This is a genomic window from Streptomyces sp. NPDC001410 (assembly GCF_042895235.1).
In the GTDB taxonomy this organism is placed as follows: domain Bacteria; phylum Actinomycetota; class Actinomycetes; order Streptomycetales; family Streptomycetaceae; genus Streptomyces.
The window spans coordinates 146643-162200 of the sequence record NZ_JBIAWE010000025.1 but is presented as its reverse complement, the minus strand read 5'-3'; the positions used below and the strand labels follow the sequence as shown (position 1 = coordinate 162200).

The 15558-nt window shown below is 70.6% G+C and carries 15 protein-coding genes, 1 tRNA gene and 1 pseudogene; 14 read left to right on the top strand and 3 right to left on the bottom strand.

Annotated features, from left to right (window positions below; all coding sequences use genetic code 11):
* Positions 1-3 precede the first annotated feature (3 nt).
* From ACFY3C_RS40650 to ACFY3C_RS40590, 13 genes and pseudogenes are all read left to right on the top strand, one after another.
* Positions 4-1578, top strand: a complete 1575-nt coding sequence (locus ACFY3C_RS40650) for an MFS transporter (protein WP_390774417.1) — start codon at positions 4-6, stop codon at positions 1576-1578.
* Positions 1527-1943, top strand: coding sequence for a peptidase (locus ACFY3C_RS40645; protein ID WP_386579409.1), 417 nt, complete (start codon positions 1527-1529; stop codon positions 1941-1943). The genes ACFY3C_RS40650 and ACFY3C_RS40645 overlap by 52 nt, the downstream gene beginning before the upstream one ends.
* A 35-nt stretch (positions 1944-1978) precedes the next feature.
* Positions 1979-2593: a hypothetical protein gene (locus ACFY3C_RS40640; protein WP_390774416.1), complete on the top strand. Its 615-nt coding sequence runs from the start codon at positions 1979-1981 to the stop codon at positions 2591-2593.
* 177 nt (positions 2594-2770) lie between these two features.
* Positions 2771-3499, top strand: a complete 729-nt coding sequence (locus tag ACFY3C_RS40635) for a response regulator transcription factor (protein WP_390774415.1) — start codon at positions 2771-2773, stop codon at positions 3497-3499.
* Positions 3496-4923 (top strand): sensor histidine kinase, encoded by a 1428-nt coding sequence (locus tag ACFY3C_RS40630; RefSeq protein ID WP_390774414.1) that lies wholly within the window; start codon positions 3496-3498, stop codon positions 4921-4923. The genes ACFY3C_RS40635 and ACFY3C_RS40630 overlap by 4 nt, the downstream gene beginning before the upstream one ends.
* Before the next feature lie 317 nt (positions 4924-5240).
* A pseudogene (locus ACFY3C_RS40625) lies at positions 5241-6703 on the top strand (membrane-associated oxidoreductase).
* 36 nt (positions 6704-6739) lie between these two features.
* Positions 6740-7411 carry a hypothetical protein gene (locus ACFY3C_RS40620; protein WP_390774413.1) on the top strand — a complete coding sequence of 224 codons (672 nt, stop codon included), beginning with the start codon at positions 6740-6742 and terminating at the stop codon, positions 7409-7411.
* Between the two features lie 67 nt (positions 7412-7478).
* Positions 7479-8006, top strand: a complete 528-nt coding sequence (locus ACFY3C_RS40615; RefSeq protein ID WP_390774412.1) for a hypothetical protein — start codon at positions 7479-7481, stop codon at positions 8004-8006.
* 517 nt (positions 8007-8523) lie between these two features.
* On the top strand, positions 8524-8934 hold the full coding sequence (locus ACFY3C_RS40610; RefSeq protein ID WP_386579415.1) for a hypothetical protein: 411 nt from the start codon (positions 8524-8526) through the stop codon (positions 8932-8934).
* Between the two features lie 158 nt (positions 8935-9092).
* Positions 9093-9686, top strand: coding sequence for an ABC transporter ATP-binding protein (locus tag ACFY3C_RS40605; RefSeq protein ID WP_390774411.1), 594 nt, complete (start codon positions 9093-9095; stop codon positions 9684-9686).
* Positions 9683-11971 carry an FtsX-like permease family protein gene (locus ACFY3C_RS40600; protein WP_390774410.1) on the top strand — a complete coding sequence of 763 codons (2289 nt, stop codon included), beginning with the start codon at positions 9683-9685 and terminating at the stop codon, positions 11969-11971. Before ACFY3C_RS40605 ends, ACFY3C_RS40600 begins: the two co-directional genes overlap by 4 nt.
* Positions 11972-12135: 164 nt before the next feature.
* The gene (locus ACFY3C_RS40595) at positions 12136-12450 is read left to right on the top strand and encodes a hypothetical protein (RefSeq protein ID WP_390774409.1); all 315 of its coding nucleotides are present in this window, start codon (positions 12136-12138) and stop codon (positions 12448-12450) included.
* 7 nt (positions 12451-12457) lie between these two features.
* Complete coding sequence (locus ACFY3C_RS40590) at positions 12458-12847, top strand: tyrosine-type recombinase/integrase (RefSeq protein ID WP_390774408.1); 390 nt, start codon at positions 12458-12460, stop codon at positions 12845-12847.
* Between the two features lie 71 nt (positions 12848-12918).
* Here the strand turns inward: ACFY3C_RS40590 and ACFY3C_RS40585 are convergent.
* The 3 genes from ACFY3C_RS40585 to ACFY3C_RS40575 all read right to left on the bottom strand — a co-directional run bounded on the left by ACFY3C_RS40585 (position 12919) and on the right by ACFY3C_RS40575 (position 14836).
* Positions 12919-12992, bottom strand: a tRNA-Pro gene (locus ACFY3C_RS40585).
* 66 nt (positions 12993-13058) lie between these two features.
* Positions 13059-13817 (bottom strand): Pr6Pr family membrane protein, encoded by a 759-nt coding sequence (locus ACFY3C_RS40580; RefSeq protein ID WP_390774407.1) that lies wholly within the window; start codon positions 13815-13817, stop codon positions 13059-13061.
* Positions 13818-13909: 92 nt separating this feature from the next.
* On the bottom strand, positions 13910-14836 hold the full coding sequence (locus ACFY3C_RS40575) for a metallophosphoesterase (protein ID WP_386579423.1): 927 nt from the start codon (positions 14834-14836) through the stop codon (positions 13910-13912).
* Positions 14837-15000: 164 nt separating this feature from the next.
* On the opposite strand from ACFY3C_RS40575, the gene ACFY3C_RS40570 reads away from it, so the two are divergent.
* Positions 15001-15468 carry a GatB/YqeY domain-containing protein gene (locus ACFY3C_RS40570; protein ID WP_100827460.1) on the top strand — a complete coding sequence of 156 codons (468 nt, stop codon included), beginning with the start codon at positions 15001-15003 and terminating at the stop codon, positions 15466-15468.
* The last annotated feature ends 90 nt before the right edge of the window (positions 15469-15558 follow it).

Here is a 15558-nt window from a genome sequence, read left to right as displayed (position 1 = left end):
GCCATGAGCAAGCACCGCCGCGTCCGTAACAACGACAGGATGCAGACCCTCCGCGCCCGCCTTGCCGCCCTCGACATGGACGGCCGGCACCGCAGGGTCCGCAGAGGCGGAAGGCGACGGGCCCCGAGCGAAGCACTCGCCACGCTCGGGGCCCGCAACTTCCGCCGCTACCTGATCGGGCAGCTCGTCTCCAACATCGGCACCTGGATGCAGCGCGCCGCCCAGGACCTGCTGGTCCTCCAGCTCACCGGCAACAGCGGCAGCGCCGTCGGCATACTCACCGCGCTGCAGTTCCTGCCGCAGACACTCTTCGGTCTCTCCGGGGGCGTCTTCGCCGACCGGTTCGCCAAACGCCGCCTGCTGATCGTCACCCAGTCCGCCATGGGAGTGCAGTCGCTGGTGCTGGGCCTACTGACGGTCACCGGCGCGGTGAACCTGTGGGCCGTGTACCTGCTGGCCTTCCTACTGGGCACGGCCACGGCGCTGGACAGCCCGGCCCGAGGCGCCTTCGTCTCCGAACTCGTGGGCAGGGAACGCCTGGCCAACGCCGTCAGCCTGAACTCGGCACAGTTCAATGTCGCCCGCGCGATCGGCCCGGCCGTGGCGGGCCTGGCGGTCGCCGCCGCGGGCACCGGACCCGTCTTCCTGGCCAACGCGGCCTCGTACCTTGCCGTGCTCTACGGTCTGATCGCCATCCGCACCGACGAACTCCACGCGCCCAAGGCGAAGAACAGCGCAAACACCCGCCTGTCGGACGCGTTCCGAGCCATCCGGGCCAGCCCCGACCTCCTGCTGCCGATCACGGTCATCGCCTTCGTCGGCACCTTCGGCTTCAACTTCCAGGTCACCATCTCCCTGATCGCCATAACCGTCTTCCACTCGGGCTCCGCCGCCTACGGTTACCTGTCCGCCGCCTACGCCATCGGCAGCCTCGTCGGCGCGCTCAGAGGAGCCGGCAAACGCAAACCTCCCACCGCCCGCCGTCTGGTCACCGCCACGGTCGTCTTCGGAACGCTGGAGGCCCTGGCCGGCTTCATGCCCGGCTACGCCACCTTCCTGCTCGTGCTCGTGCCCACCGGGCTCGCTTCCGTGACGGTGATGACCACGGCCAACGCCATGACCCAGCTGAACGCCGACCCGGGCATGCGCGGCCGCATCGTCTCCGTCTACCTCCTCGTCCTGCTCGGCGGCACCCCGGTCGGCGCCCCTCTGGTCGGCCTGGTCTCCGACTCCCTCGGCGCCCGCTTCAGCCTCGTCCTCGGCGGCGCGATCTCCGCCGTGGCCGCCATCGGCCTGTCGGCCGTGATCACCGCACGCTCCCGCACCACCCGGGAGAACACCCCGCTCACCGCGGTCGCATCGCCGCCGCCCATATCGGTGGCGAAATTTTGTACATCTGCTGGGCTTCCGCTCTCCGTCTGCTGGGCCGGCTCTCGACAGCGTCTTCCTAGGGTCGTTGCCGTCCCCCGGTGGTCCGGCTCCCGGATCACCGCATCCCCCGATCCCCGAAATCTGGAGACGAGCCCATGCGTACCCTGCCCCGCCGTGCCCTCCTCGCCGCTCCCGCCGCCGTGCTGATGTTCGCCCTCGCCGCCTGCGGCGGCGGTTCCTCCGACTCCGGCTCCGGCAGTTCGCAGTCGGACACCCAGCAGGCCGCCCAGAGCACGGGCGGCGCCGACGCGGCGGGCGAGGCCGCCGGCGACACCGACGACAAGAAGGAACCGCCGCTGACCGGCGACATCAAGCAGAAGGCCGAGGCGGCGGCCATCGCGGCCCACCCGGGCACGGTGATCAAGTCCGAGGAGGACGCGGAGAAGCCCGGCATGTACGCGGTGGAGGTGAAGAAGAAGGACGGCACCTCGGTCGAGGTCTACCTGGACAAGTCCTTCAAGGTCACCGGCACCAAGCAGGAAGGCACCGAGGAGACGGAGAACGACGGCTGAAACGCGCGGGTCGACCGGCCGGAAGGGAGAAACAGGTGCCGAGCGAGCACGAGAACGCCACCGCGCCCCTGTCGGACGCCGAGGTGACGGCGATCCTGGGGCCTTCCGTTCCCACCTCCGCACGGGGAGGCTACGGGGACCGCTTCGAGGAGGACGCCTTCGACTACCCCTCGCCTTCCCCTTCCCACGCCTGGTCCTCCGACGACAGCGTGCCCGGCTCCACCGAGGCCACCGGTGCCGAGTCGGCGCCGGTGGCCGAGGAGGGCGGGAGCCGGCGGAGCCGGGCGCGGGACGAGAGCAGGTGGCGGCAGACTGCGGTACGGCACCGGTCGGCGGCGGTGGCCGTCGCGGCACTCGCGCTCCTCGGCGGCTTCGGCCTCGCGCTGTCCACGGTCAGCGACACGGTCACCTCCACCCCGAACCCCGGCGGCACCGCCCAGGTCTCCGCGCCCAGGTCACCCGGCTCACCCTCCCTTCCGCCGGACCCGGCACTCCCCGCTCAACCGTCCGGTGCCGGGGCGAACACGGCGGTGAACACGGCCACCCCGCCGGCACAGACCGCCGTGCCGCCCGTCACCGGTGACCGCGGTGACGACGACCACGGGGAGGAGGAGCAGGGACGCGAGGACGGAGACCACGCCGACGACTGACTCCCCACGGTCGGCGTCGTCACCGCCCCGCTCCCGCCGCCCGGCCGCTCCCACGCTCTCGTGTCGACCGGCCGGGCGGTACCCCGCGCCGCTCACCGTCCCGTACACCTCCCAGGTCCCAGGCGGCTTCCCATGAACAGCCCAACTCCCCTGGCACAGCTGTGCGAGCCTTGCGCCATGCGGCTCCTGCTCATCGAAGACGACGACCGAATCGCCGGCCCGCTCACCGAAGGGCTCGGCCGGTACGGATTCACCGTGGACCATGTCCGCACCGGTGCCGCCGGACTCGCCGGCAGCGACGACTCCCCGGACCTGGTCCTGCTCGATCTCGGCCTGCCCGACATGGAGGGCCTCGACGTCTGCCGCAATCTGCGCGCCCGCTCCGCCGTACCGATCATCATGATCACTGCGCGGGGCGAGGAGGCCGACCGCATCGTCGGCCTGGAACTCGGAGCCGACGACTATCTCGCCAAGCCCTTCGGCGTAAGGGAGTTGGTGGCCCGGATCCGAGCGGTCACCCGCCGCACCAGCGGCGCGCTGCCCTTCCCCGCGCCCCAGCATCAGGTGGCGCAGAGCGAGACTCCCGGACCGCAGCTGCTCGGCCCGCTGGAGATCAACCGCCGCACCCGCCAGGTCCGCCTTGACGGTGCCGAAACACCGCTCACCCCGCGCGAGTTCGACCTGCTGGCCTACCTCGCCGAGGACCCCGGCACGGTCCACTCGCGTCAGCAGATCATGGACACGGTGTGGGACCCGCACTTCTTCGGCCCCACCAAGACCCTGGACGCCCACGTCGCCGCCCTGCGCCGCAAGCTGGGAGACCCGGCCTGGATCACCACGTCGCGCGGCGTCGGCTTCCGCCTCACCGTCCCCGGCCACGACGCGGAACCCGGGACGGCCGGATGACCCGGCGCCTGCTGCTCAGCTACCTCGGCCTGGCGGTCCTCGTACTGGCCGGGCTGGAGCTGCCACTCGGCTGGATCTACGCCCGCGGAGAGATATCCCGCGCCTCCCAGAGCGTCGAACGCGATGCCTCGATGCTCGCCGAGGTCACCGAGGAGAACATCGAGAAGGGCAACTTCGAGGCCCTGCCCGACGTCGTCGGCGACTACGCCACCCGCACCGGCGGCCGCGTCGTCGTCACCGACAAGCAGGGCATCGTCCTGGCCGACTCCGACCCGTCCGGCCGTACCGGAATCAGCATCGCCGCCCAGCCGGACATCGCCCGCGCCCTGCGCAACCAGCCGACCGTGGCCACCGCGGACGACGTGCTGTCGGCCACCATGCCGGGCTCCTCCGGTACGACGGTCCGGGGCACCCTGCGCCTGACCTACCCCATGTCCGAGGTCAACGCCCGTGTCCACCGCATCTGGGGCGCCCTCGCCCTGGCCGGAGCCTGCGTCCTCGCCGCCGTCGCCCTGGCCGCCTTCACCCTCGCCCGCTGGATCACCCACCCCCTGCGCACCCTGGAGGCGGCCACCGCCCAACTGGCCGACGGCCGGCTCACCAACCCACCGGACGCGACCACCGGCCCGCCCGAACTCCGCAGCCTCGCCGCCTCCTTCACCCACACGGCCACCCGCCTGCAACATCTCCTCGAAGCCCAGCAGGCGTTCGCCTCCGAGGCCTCCCATCAGCTGAAGACCCCGCTGACCGCACTGCGCCTGCGCCTGGAGAACTTCGAGCCCTACCTCGACCCGCGCGCCCACGGCAGCCTGGAGGAGGCCGTCGGCGAGGTCGAACGCCTCGGCCGCATGGTGCAGGGCCTGCTCGCCCTGGCCCGCCTGGAGAACAGCGCGACCACCCCGGAACCGGTCGACCTGGACACCGTCATCGCCGACCGCGTCGCGATGTGGGAGTCGCTGGCCGCCGAACAGTACGTAGCCCTCGCCGTCACCGGCCGCACCGCCGGCCGGGTGTGGGCGATCCCCGGGGCACTGGACCAGATCATCGACAACCTGGTCGCCAACGCCCTGCGCGTCTCCCCGCCCGGCACCACCATCACCCTCCACCGCGCCCCCGGCGCCGAACTCCACGTCATCGACCAGGGCCCCGGCATGACCGAGGCCGAACGCGCCCGCGCCTTCGACCGCTTCTGGCGCGCCTCCGACTCCCGTAACGACGGCACCGGGCTCGGCCTGCCCATCGTCCGCCACCTCGTCCACGCCTCCGGCGGAGACATCGGCCTGCACCCGGCCCCCGGCACCGGCCTGGACGCCGCCGTACGACTGCGACAGGCGGCCGCAGGCCGATCACGCGAAGTAAGGGCCCGCCCCCGATCGGCACCGGCGACGGCGACAGCGGGCCCGGGGCTTCACTGGGGTCGGTAGGAGAGCACCGGGTCAGCCCATCCAGTGCCACCGAGCCATGTGAGCGCGAGCTTCCCGCCTACGGGGGACGGATGGCACCAGTACCGGATTGAACCAGACCTCCCCGTTGAGGCCCCGCTTGAGGCTGGTCCCCTCCGTCTGGGCAACGACGACGTTGGTCGCCGGGCCCGTTCCGACGTTGACGAGCCACCATGTCGGTCCGCCGGAGCCCGCTCATACCCGCCACTTCGCGTCGTTACGCCCGCGGTCCGAAATCAAGAGGAGTTGACGCTCAAGGGAGTTGACAGTGCCCGGGCGTGACGCCAGAGTCCCGGCTGATGGACATGAACGATCTTGAGCCTGCCGAACTGCGGGTCTGGCGCGCCTTTTCCAGGGGCACGGCGGTGGACTTCCGCACGGCGGAGGACGAGGACCCGACCCAAGGGGAGGTCTGGGGCCCTGAACGGACTGTCCGCGCAGCAGTGTTGCGCGCCCTTCTCCTGGACGGGCCGCAGGATGACGGGGAGATAGCCGCCCTCAGACTGGACGGCGCGCGCATCACCGGCGTACTCGACCTGCAGTACGGCACGGTCGACCATCCGGTGCAACTGCGCCACTGCTTCTTCGAGGACGTGCCCCAGTTGTACGCCTCCCGGCTCCGCGAGCTGGACCTCACCGGCTCTGTACTGCCCGGCCTGGCCGCCGCCACCATGCGGGTGGAGGGCATCCTGCACCTGACGCGCTGCCGGTTCCGCGGACCGGTCCGGCTCGGCGGGACGGAGATCGGCGGGCCGCTCTTCCTGAGCGGGGCAGAGATCATCCCGCCGGACACCGCGCGGCCCGCGCTCCGGCTCAGTCACGCGACCATCGGCGACGACCTCTGGGCTCCCGGACTGCGAACGCACGGGGAGGTGACGCTCAACAGCACCTCGATCGCCGGCTCGGCCAGCCTCGACGACGCACGGCTCAGCCATCCGGACAACGTCGCCCTCGACGCACAGACGCTGCTCGTGGAAGGCGACTTCCACATGCGGCACGTCCGCACAGAGGGCTGGATCGGCCTGCGCGGCGCCCGCATCGCGGGCGGCTCGACCTGTCGTACGCGTCTCTGTCCAATCCCGGCGATGCGGCACTGCGCGCGAGCAGCTGCACCGTCGGAGAACTCTGGCTGCGCAAGAGCCCGCCCATGAAAGGTGCACTTAATCTGCGCCGGGCCCAGATCGAGGTGCTGGTCCTGGACCCGGAGACGGTGCCGGCCGATGTGTTTCTCAGCGGCCTCGTCTACACCACCCTCACTCCGCACGAGCCCGCCGAACGCCGCCTGCCCATGCTGGAACGCGACGGCGAAGGCTACGTCCCCGACGCCTACGAACAGCTGACCGCCGCCTACCGCCGCGCCGGCGACGACCACGCCGCCCGCCTCGTCCAACTCGCCAAGCAGCGCCGCCTGCGCTCCACCCGGGCCTGGTACGGACGCCTGTGGGGCTACGTCCAGGACGCCACTGTCGGCTACGGCTTCCGTCCCCTGCGAGCCTGCGCCTGGCTCCTGTCCCTGCTGGCCGTCGGCTCGGTCGCGTACGCCCTGCACCACCCCCGCCCCCTCAAGGCGTCCGAGGCCCCGCACTTCAACCCGGTCTTCTACACCCTCGACCTGCTGCTCCCCGTGATCTCCTTCGGCCAGGAGGACGCCTTCGCACCGGACGGCTGGTACCAGGCGCTGTCCTACGCGCTCATCATCACCGGCTGGATCCTCGCCACGACGGTCGTCACCGGCGTGACCAGGAACGTCAGCCGCCAGTGACGGCTGAGCGGCGGACGTCCGTCTAGGGTGAGCGGCATGCGTGAGATCGCAGGCGTCAGAGCCACGCCGGGGGGACGGGTACGTGTCCAATTCCACGACCACGGTTTCGTCGTCAGACGCGACCGGCTCGCCGGCCATGTCGCTGAAGCGTTCCTCGGCGACACGGCCGGATGTGTCACGGCCTTGGTACTGCTCGCTTCGGTGGGCCTCTACAGCCTGCTGAACAAGGCCGGTGCGCCGCACGTCCTCACCGTGGGTTGCCTCTGGGTGTTCCTCGTCTCGGCCTGCTACGCGGCTCTCCTCGCGCTGCTGCGCTGGGCGGCCGGGGCGGTGGGGAGCATCGTGTTCTTCCTCCTCGTCGTGGTGACGCTCCCGGGTCTGCTGATCCCGGGTTATCGGCGGAAGGTGCTGCGCCGATGGCGCGAGGGCGGCCCGGAGTCCGAGCCGGGGTGGGTGCCTGCCACTGCCCTCGGGGGAGTGTGGCTGGGCCAGGAGGAGCCGAGCACCGACGCCGTGGTGACGCTCCAGCGCGTCGACGGATCCGTCGTCGCCTACACCGCCGGGCCCGATAAGTCCCGGGAACTCCGGGACGGGTTCGAGGCACTGCTGCGCATCCACCGTCCGGTCCCCACGGCGATGCCGCATCCGCAATCTGCGCCAGGAGCCGTGCCGTACCGGTCCTGGCATCCGGGACCACCCCGCAGCTGACGACGGCCGGCGTCGCCGCGCGTGCCCGTCCCGTCTCCAACTCCCCGTCTCCGGAGCCGATCCGACCGTGTCCTTCTTCAGCCGGCGCTGTTCCATCCGGCTCACCCAGCACCGTACGGCCGACAGCCCGTTCGGGCCGATACGGATCAGCTACAACCGCGGGCCCGCCGTCATCGCGCTCGTGCAGGGGTCCGGCCTGCCGCCCGTCACGGTCGTGCCCGACCGTGACCACGGCCAGATCAAGGTGAACGGACAGGTGGTCCCCACGCGCCGGGGGAACGGCAACCGCTGGGCCCTGCGCCGGAGATCGCGCACCCGCACGGCCGTGGTGGGCGAGCGCACCTACGAGCTGCGGCCCACCAGCCTGCGCCGGGCCCGGCTCCTGCGCAACGGCACGCCCATCGCCGAAGCGCGTGGCACCCTGCGCTCGTACGCCTCCCTCCGTGACATCCCTGGCATCGACGCCAGGCTGGCCTGGTCCCACGGCCTCGACTCCACCGACGTGGCGATCGGTCAGGCCATGGTGGTCGCCTTCGGCGCGGGCGCCCCCGGCGCGCTGGCCACGCTCATCTGCTCCTGGCTCGGCACCGGCTGATGCACGACCTCGAAGTCGGCTGTTGTCGCCCGGTGCAGGAGGCGGGGCCTCCCCTCGGCGTGGTGTGACCGGCCGGGGCGGGGGTGTCCGCCGGAGCGGTTCCCGCCCGGTTCGTTGTACGCCGGTGCTCTGCCGTCAGTCCTCGTCGTGGTCGCCGGAGGCGCTGCGGGCCCCTTTTCACCACCGCACTCTGCGCCTGCTCCTCCCGGTCGCCGTGTACGGCAGCTTCGGTGTAGTCGGTGGTGAGGTGACCCTGTGGGACCCCGTGTCGGGCGACGCCTTCCCGGTGCCTTCTGACGCGGTACAGGTTCTCCCGGCCGGTGAAGCCGTAGTGGACCCAGGTCAAGGAGATCGTCATTCAATGGCTAAGCGGCGGCAAAGAATCCCGATCGGAAACATGATCGAAAGCGGACAGACTTGAACTGATCATGCCCATGACCCCCCTTTCCTGCCTGCTAGCGTCGCGACGGTTCCGGACCTGACCATCCGGGGCTTTGCAGAAAAACGGGAGGATTCCATGCGCAAGTTTGCAGTCGGCGCGATCGCCGCAGGGCTGTTCGCCGTCAGCGCCGGGACGGCGGCCGCCGTCTCCTGGCACACCATTCCGACGCTCTCCACCGGTGGCGGCTCGTTCACCGGCGGGCAGTACGCCTTCTGGCCCTCGAGCCAGCACAAGGGCGGCTTCGAGTGGGCGGGCAACCTGAACGACACCGACCACGGTGACGGTCACAACGTCTACATGCAGGTCCGCGTGGACGGGTACGACTGGAGCCGCTACAACGGCAAGCAGAAGCACAGCGTCCCGCTCGACGAGATCAACTGGGACGGTGACGTCCTGCACACCGACGACGCCTACATACGCGTCTGCCGTGACAAGGGCTCGCTCAACCCTGACAACTGCTCGCCGACGAAGCACTACCAGAGGTAGGCAGCGCTCCGGCAGGACCTCGGGCCCAGGGGCACACGCCCCTGGGCCCGCATGCTTCTTTGGGGGAAGCCATCAGCACGTCAGACATACTCTCAGCCGCCGGTGTCGACCTCTCCTACGGCAATCAACCGGCTGTCCGTGACGCCCACCTCTCGGTCATGCCGGGGGAGGTCGTGGCCATCACCGGACAGAGCGGCTCCGGCAAGTCCTCACTGCTCTACTGCCTTGCCGGTGTCCTGCCCACCACCCGCGGGCAGGTGCGCTTCGAAGGACGCGCGCTCGGTGACCTCTCCGACGACGACATCAGCACCCTGCGCCGGGAACGCTTCGGCTTCGTCTTCCAGTACGGCGAACTGCTCCCGGAACTGACCGTCGAGGAGAACACGGCACTGCCACTGCGCCTCGCCGGGCAGCGCAAGCGGCCCGCCCTCGCCCGAGCCGGCGAAGTGCTCGAGCGGCTCGGCCTCGGAGAGCTGCGCGAGCGCCGGCCCGCACAGGTCTCGGGCGGTCAGAGCCAGCGCGTCGCCGTGGCAAGGGCCCTGGTCCACCGGCCCTCGATCGTCTTCGCGGACGAGCCGACAGGATCTCTGGACAGCGCCAACGCCTCCGCCGTACTCAAGGAGTTCCTCGGCCTGGCCCGTTCACAGGGCACCGCCGTCATCCTGGTGACGCACGATCACGGCGTGGCGGCGCAGGCCGACACCCGGTACACGATGGCCGACGGAGTCCTCACCCCCCGAGGTGCGGTGTGACGGAGTTCCTGCTCGGTCTGCGGCTCCTCTTCGGCGGGGGACGAGGCAACCGCGTACGTTTCTTCCTGATGGCGGCCGGTGGCTCGATCGGAGTCTGCTGTCTGGCTCTCGTCCTCACCATTCCGGCGATCCTCCACGCCCACGACGGTCGTGCCGCGGCTCGGCAACCCGTCACCACGTCCAAAGGACCGGCGGACGGCACTCTCGTTGTCCAGCGCTCCGACGCGTACGGATCGAAGTCGTTCACCCGCGTCTTCATCGCGCGGGGCAGCGAGGGCACACGGTCGGCCCCGCCCGGATTGATCCAACTCCCCGGCCCCGGCGAGGTGTTCGTCTCGCCGCGCGTCCACGACCTGCTGCGTGAGTCGCCCGCCCTCAAGGGGCTGCTGCCGGGGCACGAGAAGGGCACCATCGCGCAGGACGGGCTCGCGCATCCCGACGAGTTGTACGCGTACATCGGCACCACGCGTGACCGGATCGCCGGCGAGGGCCGGACCCTGAAGGGATTCGGGTACGACTACGCCCCGTTCCCCGCAGTGGAACCGTCCACCCTGACGGACGTGCGGTTCGCCCTGGCCACCCTGGTCCTCCTGCCCCTGGCCATCTTCCTGTCCGTCTGCGCGCGTCTCTCGGCCGCCAGCCGCACACGTCGTCTGGCGGCGCTACGGCTGCTGGGCCTCAGCAGGAAGGGCACGCAGCGCGTCAACGCCGCGGAGACCGTCGTCGCCGCTCTGCTGGGCGCGGTGCTCGGACTGGGCGAGTACTGGGTTCTCAACCAGGCGATGTCCCGGACGGGTCTGCCCGCGCTGAGGTGGTACCCGAGCGACGGCGCCCTGTCGACGACCACGGTCGCCGTGTGTCTGATCGGCTGTCCGGCGCTGGCCTGGTTCGTCGGCCGGAAGAGCGCGCGAGAGGCCACCGCCAATCCGCTGGCAGTACGGCGGACGGCGGTACCACGATCACCGTCCAAGTGGGGCGGTCTGCTCCTGATCGCCGGCCTGGGCATCGTGTCCGGTTTCTGCGTCTCGGCTCTGCTGGGGCATCCGGCTTCGAGTGTGGGCCTCAACGCGCTGCTCGTGGTCGGCGGCGTCGTGCTGACCGGAGTCGGGCTCGTGCTGACGCTCCCGTTGATCTCGTACGTTCTCGCCAGCCGGGTGGCACGGACCACCCAGTCCATCACGCTCAACCTGGCGATGCGGCGCAACGAGGCGGAACCCGGGAGCACGATGCGGGTAGTCACCGGTCTCGTCCTCCTCGTCTACGCCGCCTCCCTCGCACAGGGCGTCCTCATCCAGCTCGAACAGGTCACCCGGCCGGACGGCCCCGTACAGGACTACTCCCTCTCCCTGTCCGGCATCACCGCGCAGCAGCAGCGGGAACTCGGCGGCGTGACCGGCGTACGCACCCACGCGCTCATGATGAACTCCTGGGTCGACCTCAACAGGCAGCGGCCGGACGCGGCGTTCGCCTCGTCGGCCACCGCCCTGGTCGCCACCTGCGCCCAGCTGGACCGCATGGTCCAGCGCGCCGAGGGCTGCGTGGACGGCAAGGTGATGCGGCTCGTCGACCCCAACTCGAGCGTCGGATCCGGCCTGAAGACAGGCACGCCTTTCCGCTTCCGCTTCTCGGGCGGCAAGGCCGATCACCTGGACATCCCGCTCCCCGCCGGACGGATCGTCTACAGCGGGTACTCGGCGTCCTCCGTCCAGAACGCCGTCCTCCTCGTCCCACCCTCGGCGCTGCCCGGACACGCCCGCCCCCGCGACGCGGAACTCGTACTCACCAGCAGTTCGGAACCCGGCACGGTCCGTGGCGTCCTGGACGGCATCGGAGCCGTCGCCCCCATCGCCGAGGTGGAACTGGTCGGATTGAACGTCCAGGGACTCGAACAGATCTCGGTCGTCGAAACCCTCCTCGCCCTCGGCATGATCATGGGGCTGCTCATCGGTGTCGCCGCCTTCCTGGTCTCCGTGACCGACCGCGCGGTCGAGCGCCGGGCGCAGGTCACCGCCGTCACATTGATCGGGGCGCGGGCACGGACGATGCGGACCGTGCAGTGCCTCCAGGTCGTGCTGCCACTCGGGCTCGGACTCGGCTTGGCAGTCGTCACCGGGAAGCTCGCCGAGTCCAGTTATCTGATCACCGGCGGTGGCAGCATCCGCTGGGATGTCGCCGGCATCCCCCTGCTGCTCCTGGCAGCGGCAGGAGCGGTGGGGGCAGCGGCAGCGGGCTCACTGCCGCTGGTCGGCCGCCGAATCGATCCGGAACTGATCCGCCGGGACTGACGGGCGAGCGGGCAGCCTGCGGGACCGTTGCCGGCTGTTGGCGCAGGCGTGTGACGGGCCCGACCGGGAGAACCGGTCGGGCCCGTCGTGCATCGCGCAGCCGGAGGCGTCGGCGGCGTGCTCGGCTGAGGCCTTTCGCCGGGATCAGCGTCGCGGTGCGAGTGATGCCGAGGGCGCTGCGAGGACCGGAAGGGCGCCCTGGCCGGCCGAGCAGGGCGCTGAACCTGGAGCAGGCGAAGTCCGTGCTCGCCGCCGCACGCGGATCGAGGCTGTACGCCTACCTGGTGCTGTCGCTCCTGAGCGATGTCCGCACCGAAGAGACACGTCCTCTCACCTGGGATCACGTCTTCCTGGAGACGAGAAACGGCATCCCGCCGCACGTCGCGGTCTGGCGCTCGGTGTGCAAGCACGGGGAGACGAAGACCAGGAAGAGCCGACGGACCAGCGCTCTGCCGAAGCAGGGTGGTCGACGTCCTTGAAGAACACTTGAGGTGGCAGAAGCAGGAGCGTGCCTCACGGGGGATGGAGTGGAGCCCGGCCAGCTGCGTCTTCACGACCCGGACCGGCGAGCCGCTCGACGCGGCCAACGTTCGGCGCGACTTCAAGGCCATGGTGCGGAAGGCCGGCCTGAAGCCGGAGTGGACGCCGCGGGAGCTTCGGCACAGCTTCGTGTCCCTGCTCTCCGACGACGGCATCCCGCTGGAGACGATCGCCCTGCTGGTCGGTCACAGCAGCCAGGTGACGACCGAGGCGGTCTACCGCAAGCAACTCCGGCCCGTGATCACGAAGGGTGCCGAAGCGGTGGATGACATCTTTGCCGAAGATCAAGAAGGGGAGGAGGCGGAGGACCCGGGCGAGAGTGACGCGGTGGCCTGATCAACTTCCTTTGGCCCCCAGGAACGACAGTGGGCCTGGTGCAACTTGCACACCAGGCCCACTGACCAGCGTCGGGGTGGCGGGATTTGAACCCACGACCTCTTCGTCCCGAACGAAGCGCGCTGCCAAGCTGCGCTACACCCCGATGTCGCTGCTTGTCGCGGCGACGTCGTTTACTTTAGCCCACTGGTGGCCGGAGACGAAATCCGGTTTAGCCGCCGTGGCGGACCGGGGTCGGGCGGGTGTGGTCCAGGGCGATCAGGAGGATCGCCAGGGCGTACATCGCGAGCCCGATGAGGAGGGCGTTCGCGAGGGTGCTGCGGTAGCCGTGGGCCTCGACGTCGAGAAAGGGGTACAGGTAGCGGGCGGGGGTGGCCGGGGGGACGAAAGTGGCCCGGATCAGGGAGAAGGCCAGGTAGGCCAGGGGGTAGAGGAGCCAGCTCGCCGCCTGGCGGAGGTGCAGGCGGGCCGCGGGGGTGAGCAGGAGCCAGTCCAGGACGGCCGCCAGGGGGACCACCGTGTGGAGGAGCTGAAGGGCCGCCCACTGGGCGTGCCAGCGGGTCGGGGGTGCGGTCGCGTCCGTCATGGAGAACGGGGGCGTCGTGTGCGCGAGGAGCACGTGGTAGACCAGCGCGGTGATCACGGCGTAGAGAAGTGCGGCGCCTGTCACGGACGAGGGGAGCGGGCGGCGGGCCCGCCAGGCCCTGGATGCCGACAGGAGCATGACCACTGCCAGCAGGATGCTGCTCTGGACGCTGAAGTAGCTCAGGGTCCGGGCGGGGCTGCCCAGCAGGAGTTGCAGGGCGACGCCGGCCGCCGCGGCCAGGGCGATCAGGAGGCGGAACAGCGCTGCCAGGGGGCGGCGGGCCGGGGCCACCACCGCCGTGGCCGGGACCGGTGCGGGCAGCAGGAGGGGCGGGCCCGGGACCGCGGGCAGGTCCGGGATCTCCCTGGGTATGGGGGCGGTCATGCCCCCACGCTAAGCAGGAGGGATGAAAGGGGCTATTCGGGGCACTCCGGGTGGGTTACGTCGTCCCGTCGCGCCCCACCAGCTCCCTTCCCTTACTCCCGCCCCACCAACGTCAGCAGCGTCGCCTCCGGAGGGCAGGCGAAGCGGACGGGGGTGTAGCGGTTCGTTCCGCAGCCCGCCGACACGTGGAGGTAGGACGTACGGCCCTCCGCCGTATGGGTGGACAGGCCCTTCACGCGGTCCGTGTCCAGGTCGCAGTTGGTGACCAGAGCGCCGTAGAAGGGGATGCACAGCTGGCCGCCGTGGGTGTGGCCGGCCAGGATCAGGGGGTAGTCGTCCGCCGTGAAGGAGTCGAGGACGCGCAGGTAGGGGGCGTGGACGACGCCCATCGAGAAGTCGTACGTGCCGGAGGGGCCGCCCGCCACCCGGGCGTAGCGGTCGCGCTTGATGTGCGGGTCGTCCAGGCCGGTCAGCTCGATCGACACGCCCTCGACCTTCAGCACGCCGCGCGTGTTCGTCAGGTTCAGCCAGCCCGCCGCGTCGAATCCGTCCCTGAGGTCCTCCCAGGGGTTGTGGATCACGCCCACCGCCGGGGCATTGCCGTTCAGGCCGTGGCGGCCGCTGGCCTTCTCCAGCAAGTAGCGGGCGGGGTTGCGGAGTTTGGGGCCGTAGTAGTCGTTGGAGCCGAAGACGTACGCGCCCGGGAACTCCATCAGGGGGCCGAGGGCGTCCAGCACCTCGGGGACGCCTTCCGGGTCGGACAGGTTGTCGCCGGTGTTGATCACGAAGTCGGGGCGCAGGCCCGCCAGCGACTGCAGCCACCGCTGCTTCTTGCGCTGGCCGCCGACCATGTGGATGTCGGAGACCTGGAGCAGGCGCAGCGGGCGCATGCCCGGCGGGAGGACCGGGACCGTCACTCGCCGGAGGCGGAAGGAGCGGGCCTCGAAGCCCGCCGCGTACGCCAGTCCGGCGGCGCCTGCCGCCATGATTCCCAGGGGTACTCCGTATCGCGCGCGCATATGACCATCGTGTCAGACCTCGCCGAGCCGTTGAGACCAGCCGCCTTGTGACCCCCCGGGCCGGCCGCCGTGTAACCCCAGGGCCGACCGCCACGTAACCCCGGAGCCCGGCGCCGCTTAAATGCGCGGGCGCCCCCGCCGTCGTACCTGCGACAATCGACCGCATGACCACCACGCTCAAGTCGAAGCTGCACGACGACCTCAACGCCGCGATCAAGGAGCGCGACGAGCTCCGCTCCTCGACGCTCCGGCTGACGCTCGCCGCGATCACCAAGGAGGAGGTCGCGGGCAAGGAGAAGCGCGAGCTCTCCGACGACGAGGTGCAGAAGGTGATCACCCGCGAGGCGAAGAAGCGCCGTGAGGCGGCCGACGCCTTCGCGCAGGGTGGTCGTCCCGAGCAGGCCGAGCGGGAGAAGGCGGAGGGCGAGGTTCTTGCCGCTTACCTGCCCAAGCAGCTGTCCGACGACGAGCTGAACGCGATCGTCGCCCAGGCCGTCGAGGAGGCGAAGGCGGCCGGTGCCGAGGGGCCGCGGGCCATGGGTGCCGTCATGAAGATCGTGAACCCGAAGGTGGCCGGCCAGGCCGAGGGCGGCCGCGTCGCCGCGGCGGTGAAGAAGCTCCTCCAGGGCTGAGAGCCGGGAACAGAGACGTACTAGTACGACGGCGGGGCCGCACCTCCATCCAGGAGGCGCGGCCCCGCCGTCGTACCGGGTGAGGCCCGC